This window comes from Nocardioides daeguensis (assembly GCF_019192965.1).
GTDB classification, from domain to species: Bacteria; Actinomycetota; Actinomycetes; order Propionibacteriales; family Nocardioidaceae; genus Nocardioides; species Nocardioides daeguensis.
In genome coordinates, this window is the sequence record NZ_JAHTKU010000011.1 from 14,101 (window position 1) to 35,140 (window position 21,040).

Consider the following 21,040-nt stretch of genomic DNA (forward strand, 5'->3'; position numbering starts at 1 on the left):
CTCCCCGCGAGCAGCCCGATGCCCGAGCTCCCCGAGGTCGAGGTCGTCCGCGCCGGCCTCGAGCGCCACGTCACCGGTGCCACCATCGCCGCGGTCGACGTCCTCCACGACCGCCCCGTGCGGCGCCACCCGTCCGGCGCCTCCGGCTTCGCGGCTGCGCTGACCGGCCGCCGGATCGAGGGCGCCCGGCGCCGCGGCAAGTACCTGTGGCTGCCGCTCGACGACGGGAACGCCGTGCTCGGTCACCTCGGCATGAGCGGCCAGATGCTGGTCCAGCCAGTCGACGCGCCGGCCGAGCGGCACCTGCGGGTGCGGTTCGCGCTCACCGGCACCGACCACGGTCGCGAGCTGCGGTTCGTCGACCAGCGCATGTTCGGTGGCCTGTCGGTCTCGATCGGCGGCGCCGAGCTGCCGCCCGAGATCGCCCACATCGCCCGCGACCCCCTCGACCCCGAGTTCGACGACGACGCCTTCGTCGCCCGGCTGCGCAAGCGCACGTCTGGCGTGAAGCGGCTGCTCCTCGACCAGGGTCTGATCTCCGGGGTCGGCAACATCTACGCCGACGAGTCGCTGTGGCGCGCGCGCGTGCACGGCGAGCGTCCCGGCAACCGCCTCAGCCGCGCCCAGGCGGTCGAGCTGCTCGGCCACGCCCGCGACGTGATGAACGAGGCGTTGGCCCAGGGCGGCACGTCCTTCGACGCGCTCTACGTCAACGTCAACGGCGAGTCGGGCTACTTCGACCGCTCGCTGCACGCCTACGGGCGCGAGGACGAGCCCTGCGACCGCTGCGGTACGGCGATCCGCCGGGTCGCGTTCATGAACCGGTCGTCGTACTACTGCCCGCGCTGCCAGTCGGCTCCGCGGTCGGCGAGGCCGAAGGGGTAGGCGTCCCGGATGCCGGCGGCTCGCCGGGCACCCGGACGGTGATCCACCGCTTGACCGCCGTGTGGGTGGAGGTGCGTAGCACCCGGACCTGCACCCGCACCCGGCCGGTGAGGCCCGACAGGTCGTAGCTCGCGTCGCCGGCCTCGTCGAGGCGGCGGATGCCCAGGCGCACCAGGCTCCCGTCGGCGGTGCGGCGGCTCACGGTGACGGCGTCACCGGGGCTCGCGCCGACGGTGTGCACACCGACGACGGCTCCCGTCGCGCTGAGCGTGAGCAGCGGCTGGACCGCGATCCGGCGGGGGCGCGACAGCAGCACCCGGTCGGGCTCGCCGTCGTCGTCGGTGTCGACCTCGACCCGGACCCGGAACGAGGTGGTCTCGACGAGGGGACCGGTGGCGAAGATGGCGGAGCCGTCCTGCCCGGTCACCGCGGAGGCGGTGGCGGCCCAGGCGAGCGTGCCGTGCCGCTGGAGGAGCCACACCTGAGCGCCCTCGACCGGGAGGCCGTGGTCGCGGACCAGGCCGGTGACGCTCGCGCGAGCGCCCGTGACGACCCGGCGCACGGAGGTCGTGGCGCCGACGCGGCTCGCCGACACCGCGGGCACGCCCGGCGTGGTCGTCGGGGCGCCCGGGCTCGTCGGGCCGGCCGGGCCACCCGTCGACGACGCCGCGCCGGACGGGCTGGCGGAGGTCGAGCCCGTGGCCGTCGTACCGGTGGCGGGAGAGGTGGTGTCCGGTGCGCCCGGGGCGCTCTCGGTGCTGGACGGGGCGTCCTCCCCGGGCCGGGGGGACCCGGCGGCGTCGGAGGAGGGGCGGTCCCCGGGGCGTGCGCTTCCGCCGGGGCTCGCGGCCGGGCCGTCGGGCGGCGTGGCCCGCGGCGTGGGGGCCGGGGGAGTTCGGGGGCGCGCGGGCGGAACGCCGACGCCTCCGAAGGCGTCGTGGGCGAGAACCTGCACGGGGTGCGGAAGGCGCTGCGTGTAGGCGGCCGCGGCCATCCCGCCGGTCAGCGTGACGGTGGCCAGCAGTGCAGCACTGCCGACACCGATCCGGCCGACGACGCGGCCGGTCCGGCCGCCGCGGACGGCGGGGGAGAGCGGCCGCTGCGCGTCGCGGAAGGCGGCGACGAAGCGCGCCTCGCCGGCCAGCTCCTCGGGCGTCCCGGGCGCGCGCAGGGCGCGCACGAGTGGGGAGTCCTCGAACTCCTCCAGGCCGTCGCGTCCCTCGCGGTCCGTGCTCATCTGCTCACCCCCCTTGTCGTGCGGTCCTCATGTGTCCTGGCCAGCTTCTTCAACGCTCGATGGACGCCCACGGCGACGGTGCCGGGCTTCTTCCCGACGATCGCCGCGACCTCGGCCACCGACAGTCCCGCCACGACCCGCAGCATCACCATCTCCGCCTGGGCCGGTGGCAAGGTGGCCACCAGGCGGACGGCCGCCTCGGTGTCGACCCGTTCCAGTGCAGCCGCCTCGGCGCTGGGCGCCGTACCGATGTCGATCACCTCGGCCGTCGGGATGCTCGGGCGTGCGGCCCGGGCTCGGCCGGCGTCGATCGCCCGGTGCCGCCCGAGCGTGAAGACCCACGCACGGAACTCCGCCGGGCCGCCCGTGAACCGGTGCAGGTCGCGGACGACGTGCAGCCAGGTCTCGGCCGCGATGTCGTCGGCCGCGTCCCGCTCGCGCACCCGCAGGTAGCGCAGCAGGGGCGGGTGGAGCAGGCGCCAGACCTCGCTGAACGCGTCCTCGTCCCCGTCGAGGGCCCGTGCCAGCGGCTCGCCGAGAGGATCGACGGAGCGCGGGGGCGCGGGCGGGCTCAGGACGTCTCCTCGCTCGATGGTCAGGGCACGGACGGCAGGAGGTCCCGGGAGGTCGCCGAGCTCGCCCACCGCCATCGATCCTGACACACCATCCTGAGCGTCGCGGGGAGCCGATTCGTTACCGCCCGGTCCGCGCGCCGCCGGTCTGTAATGCCCGGCGCGGTCCATCCGCTGTGGCAGGTGTCATGTTCGACGACAGCCAAGGAGTACGAACCATGCACACGAACCTCCGGCGTACGGCCGGCGCCCTCGCCCTCGTAACGGGCGGCGCCCTGTGCGCCACCACCTTCGTCCCCGGGACGGCGTACGCCGTCGACCCGCCCCTGTGCAACGGCAAGGCGGCGACGATCGTCGGCACCGACAGCGACGACGCGCTCACCGGCACCGCCGGTGACGACGTGGTCTTCCTCGGCAAGGGCAACGACACGTTCGACGGCGGCGCGGGCAACGACACGATCTGCGGCGGCGAGGGCAACGACACCCTCGACGGCGCCGCGGGCGACGACTGGATCGACGCCGGCCTCGGCGACGACAAGGTCAGCGTCCTGGCCGGCCACGACGTCGTCTACGGCAACGACGGCGACGACACCCTCACCGTCAGCGTCCCCGTGTCCGACGTCAAGGGCGGCGCGGGCGACGACATCGCGTACGTGTCGTTCCTGACCAGCACCTTGAAGATGAACGCCGGTGACGACACGGTCGTCTTCGACCGCACCTCGGGCGAGCTGCGCGGCGGCAAGGGCGAGGACGCCTTCCTCGTCGCGACCCCGAAGCCGCCCGCGGGCGAGCCGATGCCGGGCCTCAACACCGCCACCACCTCGCTGCTCAAGGGCGGCTCGGGCGTCGACACCGTCACCTTCGCCCCGCTGACCACCCCGGTCCGGGTCGACGTCGCGGCGGGTAGCGCCACCTGGGAGGGCGTCAACAGCGCCCGGCTGAGGGGCCTCCAGATCTACTTCGGCGGTGCGGGCAACGACACGCTCCTCGGCAGCGACCGCCCCGAGACCATCCGCGGCAAGGCCGGCGACGACGTGATCCGTGGCCGTGGCGGCAACGACACCCTCCGCGGTGGCCCCGGCATCGACGTCGTGTACGGCGGCGCCGGACGCGACAGCTGCACCGGTGAGGTCAAGCACGGCTGCTGACCGGTCGACCAGGTGCTCGGCCCCGAGCACCCCCTGAGCGTGCCGGGAGGGCCCGGGTCTCCGGGCCTTCCCCGTTGCGGTGACCCGCGGCCTTCCCGGCACTCCCCGTCGACCACGCCCGCGTCCGCCCTGGCAGGTTTGACCGGGCCGTCTCGAAGTGGGACTCTTGGAGACGGCCCCCCAACGGGCTGACAACCTGTCGAACCGGAAGGCTCAACTTCATGGCCAAGGCGCTGATCGGTCACCTGAACAGCGACCTCCGCGACCCCCGGATGGCGCTCGAGAACGCTCGACTGCGCAACCGGGTCGCTGAGCTGGAGTCCCTCGTCCTCCGTCTCTCCGAGGAGAACGACAAGCTGATGTCGGCGCGCGCGGCCGAGATCCTGACCGGCGACGCGGAGATGCAGCCGGCCTGACCAGGACTCCGACGACGGCCTCCGTCGTCGCCCAGGTGAAACGAACCACGGACCACCCCCGCCGTCCGGCGCAGGGTGGTCCGAGTGCGTTGTCGCCCGGCAGCCTCGCCCGAGGAACGAGGGCGTGGCGTGGGTCGGGCGAGGTTGAGCGAGCGTCACGACCGGGCCTGCGAGGTCGGGGCAGCGCGTCGAAACCCACTCGCACGACCACCAGCTCGCCCCGTACTGTCCCGTCCTTGTGAACCGGGTGATCGAGGCCGTCGCGCCTGCCCGTCTCGGGCCGGGCTTCCGTCGGCTGATGGTCTCGGCCTGGGTGAGCAACCTCGGCGACGGCATCGCCCTCGCGGCCGGCCCGCTCCTGGTCGCCTCCCAGACCCGGTCGCCGGCACTCGTGTCGCTGGCGATGCTGCTGGTCGGACTGCCGTGGCTGTTGTTCGGCCTGTTCGCCGGCGCGGTCGCCGACCGGGTCGACCGCTTGCGGATGGTGGTCGTCGCCAACCTGCTGCGCGCCGTCGTCCTGGTCGCGCTCTGCGTCACGATCCTCACCGGCGCCGTCAGCATCGCGGTCGCGCTGGGCGCCCTGTTCCTGCTCGGCGCGGCGGAGGTCTTCGCCGACACCGCCTACCGCACCTTCTTGCCGATGCTCGTCGACAAGGCGGACCTCGGCATCGCCAACGCCCGGCTCCAGGCCGGGTTCATCACCCTCAACCAGTTCGCGGGGGCGCCCGTCGGCGCGGCCCTGTTCGCGGTGGGGATGGCGGTGCCGTTCGGGGCCCAGGTCGGCTGCGTACTGCTGGGTGTCGTCCTCGTCGGGCGGATCGCGCTCCCGCCCGGACCGGTGCGCGGCGAGGTGGACACCCATGTGCTGCGCGACATCGCCGACGGCGTGCGCTGGCTGGTGGGCCACCCGCCGGTGCGGACCCTGGCGCTGGTCATCGTCACGTTCAACATCACCTGGGCCGCTGCCTGGTCGGTGCTGGTGCTGTACTCCCTCGACGTCTTGCACATGGGCCCCGTCGGCTACGGCCTGCTCACCACCGCGGCGGCGGCCGGCGGCCTGGTCGGCACCTTCCTCTACGGCTGGCTGGAGCGGCACGTGCCGCTCGCGACGCTGATGCGCGCCTGCCTGACCCTCGAGGTGCTCATGCACCTCGGGTTCGCGCTGACCCGGGTCCCGTGGCTCGCCGTCCTGATCATGTTCGGCTTCGGCGTCTACGCCTTCGCCTGGGGTGCGCTGTCGCAGGCGGTGCGCCAACGGGCGGTCCCCACTGCCTACCAGGGCCGGGTCGGCTCGGTGTACAGCGTCGCGATCTACGGCGGCACCGTGATCGGGAGCGGCGTGGGCGGCCTGGTCGCCGAGCGCGGCGGCATCCTGGCGCCGTTCTGGTTCGCCTTCGTCGGCTCCGGGATCACCCTCGCACTGGTCTGGCGGCAGCTCGGCCACATCGCGCACGCCGACGACGCTCCCGAAGACGTTCCCGGTGACGCTCCCGGGGTGCCGCGATCCGCCGGGCCCGCGGGGTAGCCTGAGGCCTGCCGAGCTTCCCCCGCGTCGGACCACTGCCCGACCCCGAAGGGAGACTGCGTGTATCTGAAGAGCCTGACCCTCAAGGGGTTCAAGTCCTTCGCGTCCGCGACGACCCTCCAGCTCGAACCCGGCATCACCTGCATCGTCGGACCCAACGGCTCCGGCAAGTCCAACGTCGTCGACGCCCTCGCGTGGGTGATGGGCGAGGCGAGCGCCAAGAGCCTGCGCGGCGGCAAGATGGACGACGTCATCTTCGCCGGTACGTCGGGCCGCCCGCCGCTCGGCCGGGCCGAGGTCGTGCTGACCATCGACAACTCCGACGGGGCGTTGCCGATCGACTACTCCGAGGTGACGATCAGCCGGACCATGTTCCGCACCGGCGGCTCGGAGTACGCCATCAACGGCACCACCTGCCGGCTGCTCGACGTGCAGGAGCTGCTCAGCGACTCCGGCATCGGCCGCGAGATGCACGTGATCGTCGGCCAGGGGCAGCTCGACCAGATCCTGCACGCGACCCCCGAGGACCGCCGCGGGTTCATCGAAGAGGCCGCCGGCGTCCTCAAGCACCGCAAGCGCAAGGAGAAGGCGCTGCGGAAGCTGGACTCGACCGAGGGCAACCTCAACAGACTCAACGACCTGCTCAGCGAGATCCGGCGCCAGCTCAAGCCGCTCGGCCGCCAGGCCGAAGTCGCCCGCCGGGCAGCGACCGTCCAGGCCGACGTCCGCGACGCCCGGGCCCGGCTGCTCGCCGACGACCTGGTGACGGCGCGGACCGCGCTCGAGCAGGAGCTCGCCGACGAGAGCGTGCTGCTGGCCCGGCGCGAGGAGGTCGAGACCGGCATCGCCACCGCGCGTGAGCAGGAGGCCGTCCTCGAGGCGGCGCTCCGTGAGGACCTGCCGGCCCTCTCCGCCGCCCAGGAGACGCTGTCGGCGCTGACCGCCCTGCGTGAGCGCTTCCGCGGCACCCAGAGCCTGGCCGCCGAGCGGGTCCGCAACGCCGCGGGCGCGGCGGCCGAGAGCGAGCAGGCCGGTGGTCGGGACCCCGACGAGATCGAGGCCGAGGCCACCCGGCTCGCCGCCCAGGAGGCGGAGATCACCGCCCAGGTCACCGAGCAGCAGACCGCGCTCGAGCAGGCCGTCGCCGCCCGCCGCGGCGCCGAGGAGGCCGCCGCCAACGAGGAGCGGCGCGTCGCCGGGCTGCTCCGGGCCGCCGCCGACCGGCGTGAGGGCCTGGCCCGGCTGCACGGCCAGGTCAACACGCTGCGCTCCCGGGCCCACGCGGCGCAGGAGGAGATCGGTCGCCTCGAGGCCGCCCGGGCCGACGCGCTCGCCCGCGCCGAGCGCTCCCAGCGCGACTTCACCGCCCTCGAGACCCGGGTCGCCGGCCTCGACGCCGGCGAGGAGGGCCTCGACGCCGAGCACGAGGCTGCGGTCGCCTCGCTCGACGACATCGAGGAGCGCCTGGTCAAGGTCCGCGAGGAGGCCCAGCAGGCCGACCGCGAGAAGGCCGGCCTGAGCGCCCGCAAGGAGGCGCTCGAGATCGGCCTGGCCCGCAAGGACGGTGCCGGCGCGCTGCTCGCCGCCTCCGACACCCTCTCCGGACTGCTCGGCTCGGTCGCCGCGCTGGTCACGGTGCGAGGCGGCTACGAGGGCGCCGTCGCCGCCGCGCTGGGTGCGGCCGCCGACGCGGTCGCGGTCGCCGACGCCGACACCGCCGTCGCCGCCATCGACCACCTCAAGAACGACGACCTCGGTCGCGCCGGGCTGTTGCTCGGCGGGGGAGAGGCCGAGACCACGGCCGCCTGGCCGGCGCTCCCGCCCGGGACGTCGTACGCCGTCGACGTGGTCGAGTGCCCGGCCCAGGTCCGGCCCGCGCTCAACCGGCTGCTGCGCAAGGTCGCCGTGGTCGACGACCTCGGCGCCGCCCGCTCGCTGGTGGCCGACCTCGCCGACGTGGTCGCGGTCACCCGCGACGGCGACCTGCTCGGCGCGCACTTCGCCTCGGGCGGCTCCCACGCCACCCAGAGCCTGATCGAGATCCAGGCAGCCGTCGACGAGGCCGCCGAGGCGCTGGTCGGGGCCGTCGCGGCCGCCGAGCGGCTCGGCTTCGACCTCGCCCGGCTCGAGGCCGAGCGCCTCGAGGCCCGCCAGCGGGTCGACGTCGCGCTGGCCCGGCTCCACGAGTCCGACGCCACCCTCGCCGCTGTCGCCGAGGAGCTGGGCCAGCACGGCTCGCTCGCCCGCGCCGCCCGCGCCGAGGCCGAGCGGATGACCGAGGCGATCGCCCAGGCCGAGACGTCCCGAGAGCAGGCCCTGGTCGGCCTCGCCGAGCTCGAGCAGCGCCTCGCGAGCGCCGAGCAGGACACCGACGAGGAGCCGGACACCACCGAGCAGGAGCGCCTCGTCGAGGCCACCCGCGCGGCCCGGCAGAGCGAGATGGAGGCCCGCCTCGCGCTGCGCACCTCCGAGGAGCGCGCCCGCGCCCTGCACGGCCGGGTCGAGGCGATGCGCAAGGCCGCCGAGGCCGAGCGCCAGGCCCGCGCCCGCGCCGCCGAGCGCCGGGCGCGGCTGCTCTCCGAGGGTCGCGCCGGCCAGGCCGTCGCCACCGCCGTGACCTTCGTGCTCGACCGGCTGGAGCGCTCGATCGAGGCGGCCACCGCGCGCCGCCAGTCCGTCGAGGACTCCCGTCGCGGCCGCGAGCAGGAGCTGATGGTGGTGCGGCAGACGCTGCGCGACCTCGGCAAGGAGCACCAGGACCTGGTCAGCTCGGTGCACCGCGACGAGTTGGCCCGCGCCCAGCAGCGGATGCGGATCGAGCAGATCGAGACCAAGGCGCTCGAGGAGCTCGGCCTCGAGCCCGACGCCCTGGTCGCCGACTACGGCCCGGACCAGCCGGTGCCCGTCCTCGAGCCGCCCGCCGAGGGCGAGGCGGCCGCGGCCGAGGGCGAGGACGCGCCCGAGCCCCGGACGGTGCCCTACGTCCGCGAGGAGCAGGTCAAGCGCCTCAAGACCGCGCAGAAGGCGCTCGGCATGCTCGGCCGGGTCAACCCGCTCGCGCTCGAGGAGTTCAGCGCGATGGAGGAGCGCCACCAGTTCCTCTCCGAGCAGCTCGAGGACCTGCGGGCCACCCGCAAGGACCTGCTCGACATCGTCAAGGACGTCGACGCCCGGGTCGAGCAGGTCTTCACCGAGGCGTACGCCGACGTGACCAAGGCCTTCGACCAGACCTTCGCGCGCCTGTTCCCCGGTGGCGAGGGCCGCCTGGTCCTCACCGACCCCTCCGACATGCTCGCCACCGGCGTCGAGGTCGAGGCCCGGCCGCCCGGCAAGAAGGTCAAGCGACTCTCGCTGCTCTCCGGCGGCGAGCGCTCACTGGTCGCGGTCGCCTTCCTGGTCGCCCTGTTCAAGGCCCGGCCCTCGCCGTTCTACATCCTCGACGAGGTCGAGGCCGCGCTCGACGACACCAACCTCGGCCGCCTGCTGGAGATCTACGAGGAGCTGCGCGAGAACTCCCAGCTGCTCGTCATCACCCACCAGAAGCGGACCATGGAGGTCGGCGACGCGCTCTACGGCGTCACCATGCGCGGCGACGGCGTCTCGGCGGTGATCAGCCAGCGGCTGCGGGACGAGTCCGCGTGAGCGAACCGGCCACGGGCACCCCCGACCGCACCCGACCCGACCGGTCGGCGTACCGCGCCTGGCGCACGGCGACGACGCGCTGGTCCGACGACGACGTCTACGGGCACCTCAACAACGCCCGCTACTTCGACCTCATCGACACCGCGGTCAACGCCCACCTGCACGAGGCGACCGGCACCGACATCCGCACACTGCCCGCGATCGGGGTGGTGGCCGAGGTGTCGTGCCGCTATTTCGCCGAGATGGGCTACCCACGCCCGATCGAGCTCGGCCTGGCGGTCGAGCGGCTCGGGACCTCGTCGGTGATCTACCGCGTCGGGCTGTTCCAGGGCGACCCGGAGGGGGAGGGGGCGCTGGCGTCCGCGGAGGGCCGCTTCGTGCACGTCTACGTCGACAACACCGACCCCGCACGTCCCCCGACGCCGATCCCCGAGGTGATCCGGACCGCCGTCGCGCCGCTGGTGGTGTGACCTGTGCCGCCTCTGCGCCGTGGCCCGCGGCGGCGATGCCGTGCCGGTTGGCGCAGGGGTGCAGGATGGAGGGCACAGCGATCCCTACTCGGAGGAGTCGAAGATGCTGTTCGTCGCGCTGGCCGTCGCGCTGAGCCTCGCCGTCTCCGCCGTCGTCGCCCTCTACGTCGCCTACCCGCACCGGGGCGAGCAGATGCCCGTCGTGCCGTGGCTCGGTGACGCGCTCGGTCGTGCGGTCGACTCCGCGCCCGTGCTCGCCGACGACGAGCGGGACCTGCAACGCCTCGGCTGAACCCCCGGCGGGCCTGAGCGGCGCCACCCGATTCTGACTCGGGCGGGCGGCGTGATGGGATGACCGCATGGAGTGGCTCTACCTCGTCATCGGGATCGCCGCCGTCGGCGTCCTCGCGATCGCCGGCCTCGTCACGACCCGGGTCCGGCGTACGCCGCGGGTGCCGGAGGCGCCCGCGGACGTCCTCGCCCCGCCGACCACCCCGGTCGGGACCGAGGCACCCGCTGCCGAGGACGTCGCCGTCGAGGCGGGCGTGGTCGAGGCTCCCGCGGAACCGGCCGCTCCCGCGCTCGAGACCCCGGAGAAGCCGGCCTCGCGCCTGGTCCGGCTGCGCCAGCGGCTTGCCGGCTCCAACGCGCTGGGCCGCGGCCTGCTCGGCCTGCTCAGCCGCGACAAGCTCGACGAGGACACCTGGGAGGCGATCGAGGACCTGCTCCTCGCCGCCGACATCGGCGTCGCGCCCACCCAGGAGCTCGTCGAGAGGCTGCGCACCCGGCTGCGCGTCGAGGGCGGCCAGGCGCCGGACGCGCGTGCCGTGCTCCGCGAGGAGCTGATCAACCTCGTCGACCCGACCATGGACCGCGCGCTCAAGGTGAGCGGTGAGGGCGACGCCCCCGGCGTGGTGCTCGTCGTCGGCGTCAACGGCACCGGCAAGACCACCACGGTCGGCAAGCTGGCCCGGATCCTGGTCGCCGACGACCGGACGGCGCTCCTCGCCGCCGCCGACACCTTCCGCGCCGCCGCGACCGAGCAGCTCGCCACCTGGGGCGAGCGGGTCGGGGTCGAGGTCGTCCGGGGCCCCGAGGCCGGCGACCCGGCCAGCGTCGCGTTCGACGCGGTCAAGCAGGGGGTCGACCGCGGCGTGGACACCGTCGTCGTGGACACCGCGGGCCGGCTGCAGAACAAGCAGGGCCTGATGGACGAGCTCGGCAAGGTCAAGCGGGTCATCGAGAAGCAGGCGCCGGTCACCGAGGTGCTGCTCGTCCTCGACGCCACCACCGGCCAGAACGGCCTGATCCAGGCCAAGGTGTTCTCCGAGGTCGTCGACGTCACCGGCATCGTGCTCACCAAGCTCGACGGCTCCGCGAAGGGCGGCATCGTGATCGCGGTGCAGCGCCAGCTCGGCGTGCCGGTGAAGCTGGTCGGCCTGGGTGAGGGCCCCGACGACCTGGCGCCGTTCGACGCCGCCGCGTTCGTCGACGCGCTGCTCGGCTGAGCCCTCGGCCCGCACCCCGGCGGGTGCCGCCGGCCGCTGTGGTCCGCCTCACGCTGCGGAGGGGTTCATCGGGACGTAACGGCTGTGCGCGACCCGTTACCCGCCCGAAACATCCGGTCGCGTGAGCCGAAACCTCCGCAGCCGAATGTTCGGAGCATGGAAAACGGCTACTACACCTGGATGTTGGTGTCGGCCTCGCTCGTCCTCTTGATGACCGCCCCTGGCTTGGCGCTCTTCTACGGCGGCATGAGCCGGACCAAGTCAGTGCTCAACATGATGATGATGTCCTTCAGCGCCTTGGGCGTGGTGGGCATCGTCTACGCCCTGTGGGGCTGGTCGATGTCGTACAGCACGACGTTCGCCACCTCCAGCGGTGCGACGGGCAAGGAGATCGGCAAGCTCTTCTCGAACCCCTTCACGCAGTTCGGTCTCGAGAGCACGGACCCCGCGAACTACGTCTTCGTCGCCTTCCAGCTGACCTTCGCGGTGATCACCGCGGCGTTGATCAGCGGCGCGGTGGCGGACCGGATGAAGTTCTCCGCGTGGCTGGTGTTCCTGCCGATCTGGGTGACGCTGTCGTACTTCCCCCTCGCGCACATGGTGTGGGGCGGCGGGTTCCTCAGTGGTGTGGAGAACGGTCTCGCCGACCTGGTCTTCCCCGGTGACGGTGGCGCCGAGGTGGCGCCGATCGACTACGCCGGCGGCACGGTCGTCCACATCAACGCCGGTGTCGCGGGCCTGGTCCTCGCGCTCCTGCTCGGCCGGCGCCTCGGCTTCGGCAAGGAGCCGATGAAGCCGCACAACCTGACCCTGACCATGATCGGCGCGGGCCTGCTGTGGTTCGGCTGGTTCGGCTTCAACGTCGGCTCGATCGTCAACCTCGACGCCTACACGACCGAGACCGGCCTGGTCTGGCTCAACACCACGCTGGCCACCTGCGCGGCGATGATGGGCTGGCTGCTCGTGGAGAAGATCCGCGACGGCCACGCGACCTCTCTCGGTGCCGCCTCCGGCGTCGTCGCCGGTCTGGTCGCGATCACCCCGGCCTGCGGCAACCTGGTGCCCTGGAGCTCGATCGTGCTCGGCCTCGTCGCCGGTGGCGTCTGCGCCCTCGCGGTCGGCCTGAAGTACCGCTTCGGGTACGACGACTCTCTCGACGTCGTGGGTGTCCACCTCGTCGGCGGCCTGATCGGTACCGTCGGGGTCGGCTTCCTCGCCTCGAACGAGGGCGGCCTGCTCACCGGTGGTGGCGCCAAGCAGCTCGTCATCCAGGTCCTGGTCGCGGCGTTCGCGATGGTCTGGTCGGCGATCGCGACCCTGGTCGTGGGCCTCGGCATCAAGGCCGTGATGGGCCTGCGGCTCCCGGAGGAGGACGAGGTCGACGGAATCGACTTCGCCGAGCACGGTGAGGCGGCCTACGATCTCACCACCGGCGGCGGCGCTGCTCGCCGTACCTCGCTCCTGAGCACGTCCACCCCTTCGGAGGTAAGCGCATGAAGCTGGTCACCGCGGTCATCAAGCCGCACAAGTGGGAGGACGTCCGGGAGGCGCTCGAGGCCTTCGGCGTCACCGGGATGACGGTCAGCGAGGTCAGCGGCTACGGCCGGCAGAAGGGCCACACCGAGGTCTACCGCGGCGCGGAGTACGACATCGCGCTGGTCCCCAAGATCCGGATCGAGATCGTCGTCGACGACGCCGACGCGGCCGACATCGTCGGGATCATCACCAAGACGGCCCACACCGGCCGGATCGGTGACGGCAAGGTCTGGGTCAGCCCGGTCGAGTCGGTGGTGCGGGTCCGCACCGGCGACACGGACACCGCGGCGCTCTGACTCTCGTTCGCCGCACCCCATACGAATCGGTCCTCTGATCGCTCAGATCACGACCAATACGTATGGGGTGCGGCAACGCTCCGGCCGGCTTCACCGTCGTGTAACCGATGCCGGGAGACGCGTTACACCAGCGAAACAATCGGACCGCACAGTGTCCGAGTGCCCGATCTGCTCCTCCTCACCGCTGCCGCAGCCCCCGCCTCGGCGGCCGGTGACACCGCCTGGCTCCTCGCCGCGGCCGCCCTGGTCCTGCTGATGGCGCCGGGCCTGGCGTTCTTCTACGGCGGCATGGTGCGCTCCAAGAGCGTCCTCAACATGATGATGATGGTCTTCGGAGCCCTCGCCGTGGTCATGGTCGTGTGGGTCGTCGTCGGCTACTCGCTGGCCTTCGGCGACGACCTCGGGGGCGGGCTCATCGGCGACCCGACGCAGTTCCTCGGCTTCCGGGGGATGCTCGAGGCGGATCCCGACGCGTCGTACCCGATCACGTTGTTCGCGGCCTTCCAGGGCCTGTTCGCGGTGATCACCGTCGGCCTGATCGCGGGTGCGATCGCCGACCGCACCCGGTTCGGGACCTGGCTGCTGTTCGCGGCGCTGTGGACGCTGCTGGTCTACGCCCCGGTCGCGCACTGGATCTTCGGCGGCGGCTGGATGATGGGCAAGCTCGGCGCCCTCGACTTCGCCGGCGGTACGGCGGTCGAGATCAACTCCGGTGCCGCCGGACTGGCCGCGGCGCTCGTGCTCGGCCGCCGGGTCGGCTTCGGGCGCGACCCGATGAAGCCGCACAACCTGACCCTGGTCATGGTCGGTGCCGGCCTGCTGTGGTTCGGCTGGTTCGGGTTCAACGCCGGCTCGGCGCTCGCGGCGAACAACACCGCCGCGATCGTCTTCGTCAACACGCTGCTCGCCGGCTGCACCGGCCTGCTGGCCTGGCTCGCGGTCGAGCGCTACCGCGACGGCCACGCCACCTCCTTCGGTGCCGCGTCCGGCGTGGTCGCCGGCCTGGTCGCGATCACCCCGTCCTGCGGCGCGGTCACCCCGATCGGCGCGATGTTGGTCGGTGTCGCGGCCGGCGCGATCTGCGCGCTGGCGGTCGGCCTCAAGTACACCTTCAGGTACGACGACTCGCTCGACGTGGTCGGCGTCCACCTCGTCGGCGGCCTGGTCGGCACGATCGTCATCGGCCTGCTGGCGTCGTCCTCGGTGACCGGCGTCGACGGCCTGTTCTACGGCGGGGGAACGCAGCAGCTCGGCAAGCAGCTGGTTGCGGCCGGCGTCACGCTCGTGTTCTCGTTCAGCATGACCGCGCTGCTGGTGTGGATGCTGGAGCGGACCGTCGGCTTCCGGGTGGAGCCGGAGCACGAGGTCGCCGGCGTCGACCTGGTCATCCACGCCGAGACCGCCTACGACCTGCACCTCGCCACCGGCGGTCCGCGACCGCACTTCGGCCAGGGATGACCGCAGCCGAGCGGGCCGCGCGGACGGAGGCGGCCGACGCCCTGTGCCTGGGGGCGTACGACGCCGCGGCCGGCCCCGACTCCGGGGTCGCCCTGGTGGCGGTCGGCGGCTACGGGCGGGGCGAGCTGGCGCCGTACTCCGACCTCGACGTGGTGCTGGTGGCCGACGAGGGCGTCGACGAGCAGCGGTGGCACGAGCTCGCCAGCCAGGTCTGGTACCCGCTGTGGGACTCCGGCGCCAAGCTCGACCATGCTGTGCGCACCCTGCCGGAGATGCTGTCGGCCGCCGAGGCCGACGTGCGGGTCGCGTCCGGGCTGCTCGACGCGCGACACGTCGCGGGGGACCACAGCATCGCGCTGCGGCTGCGGACCACGACGCTGGCGCTGTGGCGCCGGCAGGCTCGCGAGCGGCTGCCCGAGCTGCGGGAGCTGGTCCGCAGCCGGCACCGCCTGGTCGGCGAGCTGGCCCACCTCTCCTTGCCCGACCTCAAGGAGGCCGAGGGAGGCCTGCGCGACGCGACGGTCCTCAAGAGCCTCACCGCTACCTGGCTGGTCGACGTGCCGGCCGCCGACCTCGAGCGGTGCCGCCAGCAGCTGCTCGACGTGCGCGACCTGCTGCACGCCGCCGCCGGGCGCGGCTCGGACCGGATCGCTCCCGAGCACTGGGAGCCGTTGGCCGAGGGGCTCGGCCTGCCCGACGAGGCGGCCGCGCAGCGCTACGTCCGTGAGCTCGGGCGCCGGGTCACCCACCTGTCGCGGCTGGCCTGGCGCCGCACCGACGACGCGCTCCGCCGTACGCCGGCCGCCCGACCCCGGCGCCCCGAGCTGGAGCGGGTGGCTCCCGGGATCGCGCTCTCGCGCGGCGAGATCGTCCTCCAGGCCGGGGTGAAGCCCGCATCCGACTCGGTCCTGCTGCTCCGGGCAGCGGCCGAGGCGGCCACGCGCGACGTGGTGCTCGCGCCGCCGACCGCGGCGCGGCTGGTCCGGGAGTGCCCGCCGCTGCCCGATCCGTGGCCCGACGAGGCTCGTCAACAGCTGGTGCGGCTGCTCGCCGCCGGTCCCGGCCTGTTGCCGGTCTGGGAGACCCTCGACGAGACCGGTGCGCTCGACCGGATCCTGCCCGAGTGGGAGCGGATCCGGCTGCTCCCGCACGCGTCGGTGATCCACCGGTTCACGGTCGACCGCCACGTCGTCGAGACCTGTGTCGAGGCGGCGGCGCTGATCCGTGACGTGTCGCGCCCCGACGTCCTCGTGGTGGCGGCGCTGCTGCACGACATCGGCAAGGGCGAGCTGACCGAGCACAGCGTCGCCGGAGCGCCGATCGCACGGGCGATCGCGACCCGGATGGGCTTCGGGCCGCGCGAGGTCGACCTGATCGGCCAGCTGGTGCGCTGGCACCTGCTGCTCGCCGACATCGCCACCACGCGCGACCCCGACGACCCCGCCACCATCGACGCGCTCCTCGAGCACGTCGACAGCCTCGACGCGCTGGCCCTGCTGACCGCGCTGAGCGAGGCCGACGCGAAGGCCGTCTCGCCCAAGGCCTGGTCGTCGTGGCGCGCGGGTCTGGTGCTCGACCTGTCCCGGCGGGCGCGGGCCGCGCTGGAGCGAGGCAGCGTGCCACCGGCCTTCACCGCCGAGGAGATCCCGATCCCGGCCGGTGTCGCCGGGGGGGAGGTCTCGATCGTCGTGGAGCCGGTCGCGGACGGCTCGCGGGTCACCGTCGTGGCCCTCGACCGGGTCGGCCTGCTCGCCGACGTGGCCGCGGTGCTCGCGCTGCGCCGGGTCACCGTGCGCGCGGCCCGGCTCTGGTCGCAGGGGGAGCACGGCGTCTCGGTGTGGGACGTCGCCGAGCCCGACCTCGACGCCCGGGCCCTGAACGACCAGCTGGACGCGATCACGTCGCGGCGCGTCGACCCCGCGGCCCGGCTCGCCGCGCGACCCGTCGCAGGCGACCTCGACCCGGCGGTCGTCGTACGGCCGGAGGCGAGCGACCACGCGACGGTGATCGAGATCCGGGCGGCCGACCGCCTCGGGGTGGTGTACCTCGTGAGCGCGGCGCTGGCGGGACTCGACATGACGGTGCGCTCGGCCCACATCTCGACGCTGGGCCCGCAGGCCGTGGACGTCTTCTACGTCCAGGAGGCCGCGGCGGGTGCGTTGTCGGAGACGCGGGCGGCCGAGGCCGTGCGCGTCGTCCGGAAGGCGATCAGCGCCGGCTGACCACGCGGCGCAGCAGTGGGCGCCGCTGCGGAGGACGCGGTTGCCTGCTGCCACGAGCGGCACGCGACCCGTGCCGCCGAACACCGGCCGGGGCCACTCCCGACCACCGCGCTGGGTGGACGGCACGCGCGCAGTACTCTCGGACGTCCACCGCAGACGTCGGGCCCCGCGGGTCCGGCGGTTACGATCGGTGTTCGAAGAACCCACCTCCACCGACGAATCCGACGAGGACGCAACGCTCTTGTTCGCCACACTTTCCGATCGCCTCAATGCGACCTTCAAGAACCTGCGCGGCAAGGGACGGCTCTCCGAGGCCGACATCGACGCGACCGCCCGGGAGATCCGGATCGCCCTGCTCGAGGCCGACGTCGCGCTGCCCGTCGTCAAGGAGTTCGTCGCCGCGGTCAAGGAGCGGGCCCGGGGCGAGGAGGTCAGCGGCGCGCTGAACCCGGCCCAGCAGGTCGTCAAGATCGTCAACGACGAGCTCGTCGAGATCCTCGGCGGCGAGACCCGCCGGCTGCGGTACGCCAAGACCGGCCCGACCGTGATCATGCTTGCCGGCCTCCAGGGTGCCGGCAAGACCACGCTCGCGGCCAAGCTCGCGCTGTACCTCAAGGACCAGGGCAAGACCCCGATCCTGGTGGCCTGCGACCTGCAGCGTCCCAACGCCGTCCAGCAGCTCCAGGTCAACGGCGAGAAGGTCGGCGTCCCCGTCTACGCCCCTGAGCCGGGCAACGGCGTCGGCGACCCGGTCTCCGTCGCGAAGGCGTCGATCGAGGAGGCGAAGCGCAGGCTGCACGACGTCGTCATCGTCGACACCGCGGGCCGCCTCGGCGTCGACGCCGAGATGATGGGCCAGGCCGCGGCGATCCGCGACGCCGTCCAGCCCGACGAGGTCCTCTTCGTCGTCGACGCGATGATCGGTCAGGACGCCCTCGTCACGGCGCAGGCGTTCCTCGACGGCGTCGGGTACGACGGCGTCGTGCTCACCAAGCTCGACGGCGACGCGCGCGGTGGTGCCGCGCTGTCGATCCGTCAGGTCACCGGCAAGCCGGTCATGTTCGCCTCGTCGGGCGAGAAGATGACCGACTTCGACGTCTTCCACCCCGACCGGATGGCCTCGCGCATCCTCGACATGGGCGACGTCCTCACCCTGATCGAGCAGGCCGAGAAGGCGTTCGACCAGGAGGAGGCCCTCAAGGCCGCGGAGAAGCTCACCCAGGGTGACTTCACGCTCGACGACTTCCTCGCGCAGATGCAGCAGCTGAAGAAGCTCGGCTCGATGCAGAAGATCCTCGGGATGCTGCCCGGCATGGGTCAGATCCGCGAGCAGCTCGAGAACTTCGACGAGCGTGAGATCGACCGGGTCGAGGCGATCATCCGCTCGATGACGCCGGCCGAGCGCGCCAACCCCAAGCTGATCGACGGCTCGCGCCGGGCCCGCATCGCCAAGGGCTCGGGCCGCGCCGTCTCCGATGTCAACAACCTCGTCGACCGCTTCTTCGAGGCACGCAAGATGATGATGCAGATGGCCCGTGGTGGCGGCATGCCCGGCATGCCGGGCATGCCCGGGATCCCCGGCATGGGTGGCCCCGGCGGCGGCAAGCGCGCCAGCGCCAAGCAGAAGGCGAAGCAGACCAAGGGCAAGGGTGCACGCCGCTCCGGCAACCCCGCCAAGGCCGCGCAGGACGCTGCCGCGGCAAGGGCGAAGGCCGCCGAGGCCAAGCCGAACCCGTTCGGCATCGGCCAGGACGTCGACTACGAGGCGGCCGCCGAGAACCTGCAGCTTCCGAAGGACTTCTCCAAGTTCCTGCGCTGACCGCGAGCGCAGCGAGCCTGGTCAGGGCAGAGGGAAGAGCGTCCGAGCGAAGCGAGGTCCGATGGCGAGCGCAGCGAGCCAGTCGCCGAAGGCGACCATCATCGTCGACGGCGCCAACGTCGTCGGCGCGCGCCCGGACGGCTGGTGGAAGGACCGCGCCGGCGCGGCCACCCGCCTCCACGAGCAGCTCCTGGTCGCCGACATCGAGTACGACGTCGTCGTCCTCGTGCTCGAGGGCCAGGCCAAGGGCGGGGTCCGCGCGGGCCGGGACGCGCACGTGCGGACCGTGCACGCCCCGAAGGACGGCGACACCACGATCGTGGCCGAAGCCCGCAAGGCCGCCGAGAAGGGCGGCCGGGTCGTGGTCGTCACCGCCGACCGCGCGCTGGACGCCCGCGTCCACGGTGTCGGCGCGACGACGGTCTCGCCGACCTGGCTGTTGGCGCACCTGTGACACCGGCGCCGGCCCCGGGCCGGCGCGGCTCGTGCCTCCTTCGGGGGGTGCAGGCGGGGCAGCCCGCGTTGGTAGCGTCGGCCGCGTGAGTGCGCTGCGGTTCTCCGGTCCTGTCCTGCCCGACGGCGAGGTGCGGGAGGTGTACGTCGTCGACGGCCGGATCACCTACGAGCGCCCGGCCGGCCTGGCCGGGGCCGAGAGCGCCGGCGAGGGCTGGATCGTGCCGGGCCTGGTCGACGCGCACAACCACCTCGGCCTCGAGGACGGGGGAGCGGTCGACGAGGCCGAGATCGAGCGGACCGCCATCGCCGACCGCGACAACGGCGTGCTGCTGACCCGCGACTGCGGCTCCCCGGCCGACACCCGCTGGGTGCACGAGCGGGAGGACCTGCCGCGCCTGATCCGCTGCGGCCGCCACATCGCCCGGACCCGCCGCTACCTGCGCAACTACGGTGTCGAGGTCGAGCCCGACGGCCTCCTCGACACCGTCACCGAGCAGGCGCTCGACGGCGACGGCTGGGTGAAGCTGGTCGGCGACTGGATCTCCCGTGAGGAGGGCGACCTGACGCCGTCCTTCCCGGCCGACGCCGTCACCGCCGCGATCGAGGCGGCCCACGCCCAGGGCGCCAAGGTGACCGCCCACTGCTTCGGCGAGGCCTCCATCAGCCCGCTCCTCGACGCCGGCATCGACTGCATCGAGCACGGCACCGGCCTCACCGCCGCGCACCTCGAGCAGATGGTGGCCCGCGGCGTCGCGCTGGTCCCCACGGTGCTGCAGACCAGCAAGTTCCCCGAGTTCGTCTCGGCGGCGCGCGACAAGTTCCCGACGTACAGCGCGACCATGGAGTCGCTGTACGCCGGGCGCCGCGAGGTCCTGATGAACGCCTACGACGCCGGCGTGGCGCTCTACGTCGGCAGCGACGGCGGCGGCTCGGCCCGCCACGGTGTGCTCCACGAGGAGATCCTCGCGATGGCGGCGATGGGCCTGCCGAACGAGTACGTCCTCGGCGCCGCCTCGTGGCGCGGCCGCTCCTGGCTCGGCTGGAACCCCGGCCTCGACGAGGGCGACCCGGCCGACTTCGTGGTCTACCCGCGCAACCCGGTCGAGGACCTGTCGGTGCTCGCCGAGCCCTCCCGCGTGGTGCTGCGGGGCAAGGTCGTCGCCTGACCCAGGGTGCACGGAGCGGCGGGGGCAGGCCGGATTCGTCCGGGACGTCGGGCGTCTGGCAGACTGTTCGACTGAGTTCTGCGACGTCCGGTCCCTCTCAACCGGTGGTGGCAGAACCCGTCCGAGTCCGGGCGCCGGTGTCCCCACCTGGCGGTCCCTGCCTCACCCCACCACGAGTTCCAAGGAGACACCACAAACGTGGCCGTCAAGATCCGTCTGAAGCGCCTGGGCAAGGTCCGGGTTCCGCAGTACCGCATCGTCATCGTCGACTCGCGCAAGAAGCGCGACGGCGCGGTGATCGAGGAGATCGGCAAGTACCACCCCAAGGAGGACCCGTCGTACATCGACGTCGTCTCCGAGCGGGCCCAGTACTGGCTCGGCGTCGGCGCGCAGCCGTCCGAGGCCGTCGAGGCGATCCTCAAGGTCACCGGTGACTGGCAGAAGTTCAAGGGCATCGACGGCGCCGAGGGCACCCTCAAGGTCAAGGAGCCCAAGCGCGACAAGCTCGAGATCTTCAACGAGGCCCTCAAGGACGCCGCCAACGAGCCCAAGGGCGCCGCGGTGACGGCCAAGAAGACCGAGAAGAAGGCCAAGGCCGAGGAGAAGGTCGAGGAGGCGCCGGCCGAGGCCGCCGCCGACGAGGCCCCCGCCGAGACCCCGGCCGACGAGAACGCCGAGGCCTGA

Annotated in this window: 18 protein-coding genes; 16 read left to right on the forward strand and 2 right to left on the reverse strand. The window is 73.1% G+C overall.

From position 1 onward, the window contains the following. The first annotated feature begins 18 nt into the window (after positions 1-18). Positions 19-885 carry a bifunctional DNA-formamidopyrimidine glycosylase/DNA-(apurinic or apyrimidinic site) lyase gene (gene mutM / locus KU893_RS09475; protein WP_218234110.1) on the forward strand — a complete coding sequence of 289 codons (867 nt, stop codon included), beginning with the start codon at positions 19-21 and terminating at the stop codon, positions 883-885. On the opposite strand, the gene KU893_RS09480 is transcribed toward mutM, so the two are convergent. Both KU893_RS09480 and KU893_RS09485 read right to left on the reverse strand, forming a co-directional pair. Continuing rightward, on the reverse strand, positions 815-2,122 hold the full coding sequence (locus KU893_RS09480; RefSeq protein WP_218234111.1) for a hypothetical protein: 1,308 nt from the start codon (positions 2,120-2,122) through the stop codon (positions 815-817). The genes mutM and KU893_RS09480 overlap by 71 nt on opposite strands. Then, positions 2,119-2,766: an RNA polymerase sigma factor gene (locus KU893_RS09485; protein ID WP_218234112.1), complete on the reverse strand. Its 648-nt coding sequence runs from the start codon at positions 2,764-2,766 to the stop codon at positions 2,119-2,121. Before KU893_RS09485 ends, KU893_RS09480 begins: the two co-directional genes overlap by 4 nt. 146 nt (positions 2,767-2,912) lie before the next feature. Between KU893_RS09485 and KU893_RS23205 the strand changes: the two genes are divergently transcribed. The 15 genes from KU893_RS23205 to rpsP all read left to right on the forward strand — a co-directional run bounded on the left by KU893_RS23205 (position 2,913) and on the right by rpsP (position 21,040). Next, positions 2,913-3,842, forward strand: coding sequence for a calcium-binding protein (locus tag KU893_RS23205; protein WP_218234113.1), 930 nt, complete (start codon positions 2,913-2,915; stop codon positions 3,840-3,842). A 221-nt stretch (positions 3,843-4,063) separates the two neighbouring features. Continuing rightward, entirely contained in the window at positions 4,064-4,258 is a 195-nt protein-coding gene (locus KU893_RS09495) for a hypothetical protein (protein WP_218234114.1), read from the forward strand. Between the two features lie 238 nt (positions 4,259-4,496). Next, the gene (locus KU893_RS09500; RefSeq protein WP_218234115.1) at positions 4,497-5,783 is read left to right on the forward strand and encodes an MFS transporter; all 1,287 of its coding nucleotides are present in this window, start codon (positions 4,497-4,499) and stop codon (positions 5,781-5,783) included. A 60-nt stretch (positions 5,784-5,843) separates the two neighbouring features. Further along, complete coding sequence (smc, locus tag KU893_RS09505; protein WP_218234116.1) at positions 5,844-9,425, forward strand: chromosome segregation protein SMC; 3,582 nt, start codon at positions 5,844-5,846, stop codon at positions 9,423-9,425. Further along, a complete protein-coding gene (locus tag KU893_RS09510; RefSeq protein ID WP_218234117.1) occupies positions 9,422-9,895 on the forward strand; it encodes an acyl-CoA thioesterase in 474 nt (157 codons plus the stop codon). The genes smc and KU893_RS09510 overlap by 4 nt, the downstream gene beginning before the upstream one ends. Positions 9,896-9,998: 103 nt before the next feature. Further along, complete coding sequence (locus KU893_RS09515) at positions 9,999-10,187, forward strand: hypothetical protein (RefSeq protein WP_218234118.1); 189 nt, start codon at positions 9,999-10,001, stop codon at positions 10,185-10,187. A 67-nt stretch (positions 10,188-10,254) separates the two neighbouring features. Then, entirely contained in the window at positions 10,255-11,403 is a 1,149-nt protein-coding gene (ftsY, locus tag KU893_RS09520; protein WP_218234119.1) for a signal recognition particle-docking protein FtsY, read from the forward strand. Between the two features lie 156 nt (positions 11,404-11,559). Then, on the forward strand, positions 11,560-12,900 hold the full coding sequence (locus KU893_RS09525; RefSeq protein WP_218234120.1) for an ammonium transporter: 1,341 nt from the start codon (positions 11,560-11,562) through the stop codon (positions 12,898-12,900). Beyond that, positions 12,897-13,235 carry a P-II family nitrogen regulator gene (locus KU893_RS09530; RefSeq protein ID WP_141799615.1) on the forward strand — a complete coding sequence of 113 codons (339 nt, stop codon included), beginning with the start codon at positions 12,897-12,899 and terminating at the stop codon, positions 13,233-13,235. The genes KU893_RS09525 and KU893_RS09530 overlap by 4 nt, the downstream gene beginning before the upstream one ends. 159 nt (positions 13,236-13,394) lie before the next feature. Next, positions 13,395-14,693 carry an ammonium transporter gene (locus KU893_RS09535; RefSeq protein ID WP_257441631.1) on the forward strand — a complete coding sequence of 433 codons (1,299 nt, stop codon included), beginning with the start codon at positions 13,395-13,397 and terminating at the stop codon, positions 14,691-14,693. Then, a complete protein-coding gene (locus KU893_RS09540; protein ID WP_218234121.1) occupies positions 14,690-16,915 on the forward strand; it encodes a [protein-PII] uridylyltransferase in 2,226 nt (741 codons plus the stop codon). The genes KU893_RS09535 and KU893_RS09540 overlap by 4 nt, the downstream gene beginning before the upstream one ends. 241 nt (positions 16,916-17,156) lie before the next feature. Beyond that, on the forward strand, positions 17,157-18,734 hold the full coding sequence (gene ffh, locus KU893_RS09545; protein ID WP_218234122.1) for a signal recognition particle protein: 1,578 nt from the start codon (positions 17,157-17,159) through the stop codon (positions 18,732-18,734). A 61-nt stretch (positions 18,735-18,795) separates the two neighbouring features. Continuing rightward, positions 18,796-19,188: an NYN domain-containing protein gene (locus KU893_RS09550; protein WP_218234123.1), complete on the forward strand. Its 393-nt coding sequence runs from the start codon at positions 18,796-18,798 to the stop codon at positions 19,186-19,188. Positions 19,189-19,273: 85 nt separating this feature from the next. Further along, entirely contained in the window at positions 19,274-20,356 is a 1,083-nt protein-coding gene (locus tag KU893_RS09555; protein ID WP_218234124.1) for an amidohydrolase family protein, read from the forward strand. Between the two features lie 198 nt (positions 20,357-20,554). Next, positions 20,555-21,040, forward strand: coding sequence for a 30S ribosomal protein S16 (rpsP, locus tag KU893_RS09560; RefSeq protein ID WP_218234125.1), 486 nt, complete (start codon positions 20,555-20,557; stop codon positions 21,038-21,040).

Excerpts from the sequence above, each read along its gene's own strand:
- KU893_RS09515 (WP_218234118.1), top strand. The coding sequence starts at position 9,999 with ATGCTGTTCGTCGCGCTGGCCGTCGCGCTGAGCCTCGCCGTCTCCGCC.
- mutM (WP_218234110.1), top strand. The coding sequence starts at position 19 with ATGCCCGAGCTCCCCGAGGTCGAGGTCGTCCGCGCCGGCCTCGAGCGC.
- ftsY (WP_218234119.1), top strand. The coding sequence starts at position 10,255 with ATGGAGTGGCTCTACCTCGTCATCGGGATCGCCGCCGTCGGCGTCCTC.
- KU893_RS09495 (WP_218234114.1), top strand. The coding sequence starts at position 4,064 with ATGGCCAAGGCGCTGATCGGTCACCTGAACAGCGACCTCCGCGACCCC.
- KU893_RS09550 (WP_218234123.1), top strand. The coding sequence starts at position 18,796 with ATGGCGAGCGCAGCGAGCCAGTCGCCGAAGGCGACCATCATCGTCGAC.
- KU893_RS09480 (WP_218234111.1), bottom strand. The coding sequence starts at position 2,122 with ATGAGCACGGACCGCGAGGGACGCGACGGCCTGGAGGAGTTCGAGGAC.
- KU893_RS09540 (WP_218234121.1), top strand. The coding sequence starts at position 14,690 with ATGACCGCAGCCGAGCGGGCCGCGCGGACGGAGGCGGCCGACGCCCTG.
- KU893_RS23205 (WP_218234113.1), top strand. The coding sequence starts at position 2,913 with ATGCACACGAACCTCCGGCGTACGGCCGGCGCCCTCGCCCTCGTAACG.
- KU893_RS09525 (WP_218234120.1), top strand. The coding sequence starts at position 11,560 with ATGGAAAACGGCTACTACACCTGGATGTTGGTGTCGGCCTCGCTCGTC.
- KU893_RS09530 (WP_141799615.1), top strand. The coding sequence starts at position 12,897 with ATGAAGCTGGTCACCGCGGTCATCAAGCCGCACAAGTGGGAGGACGTC.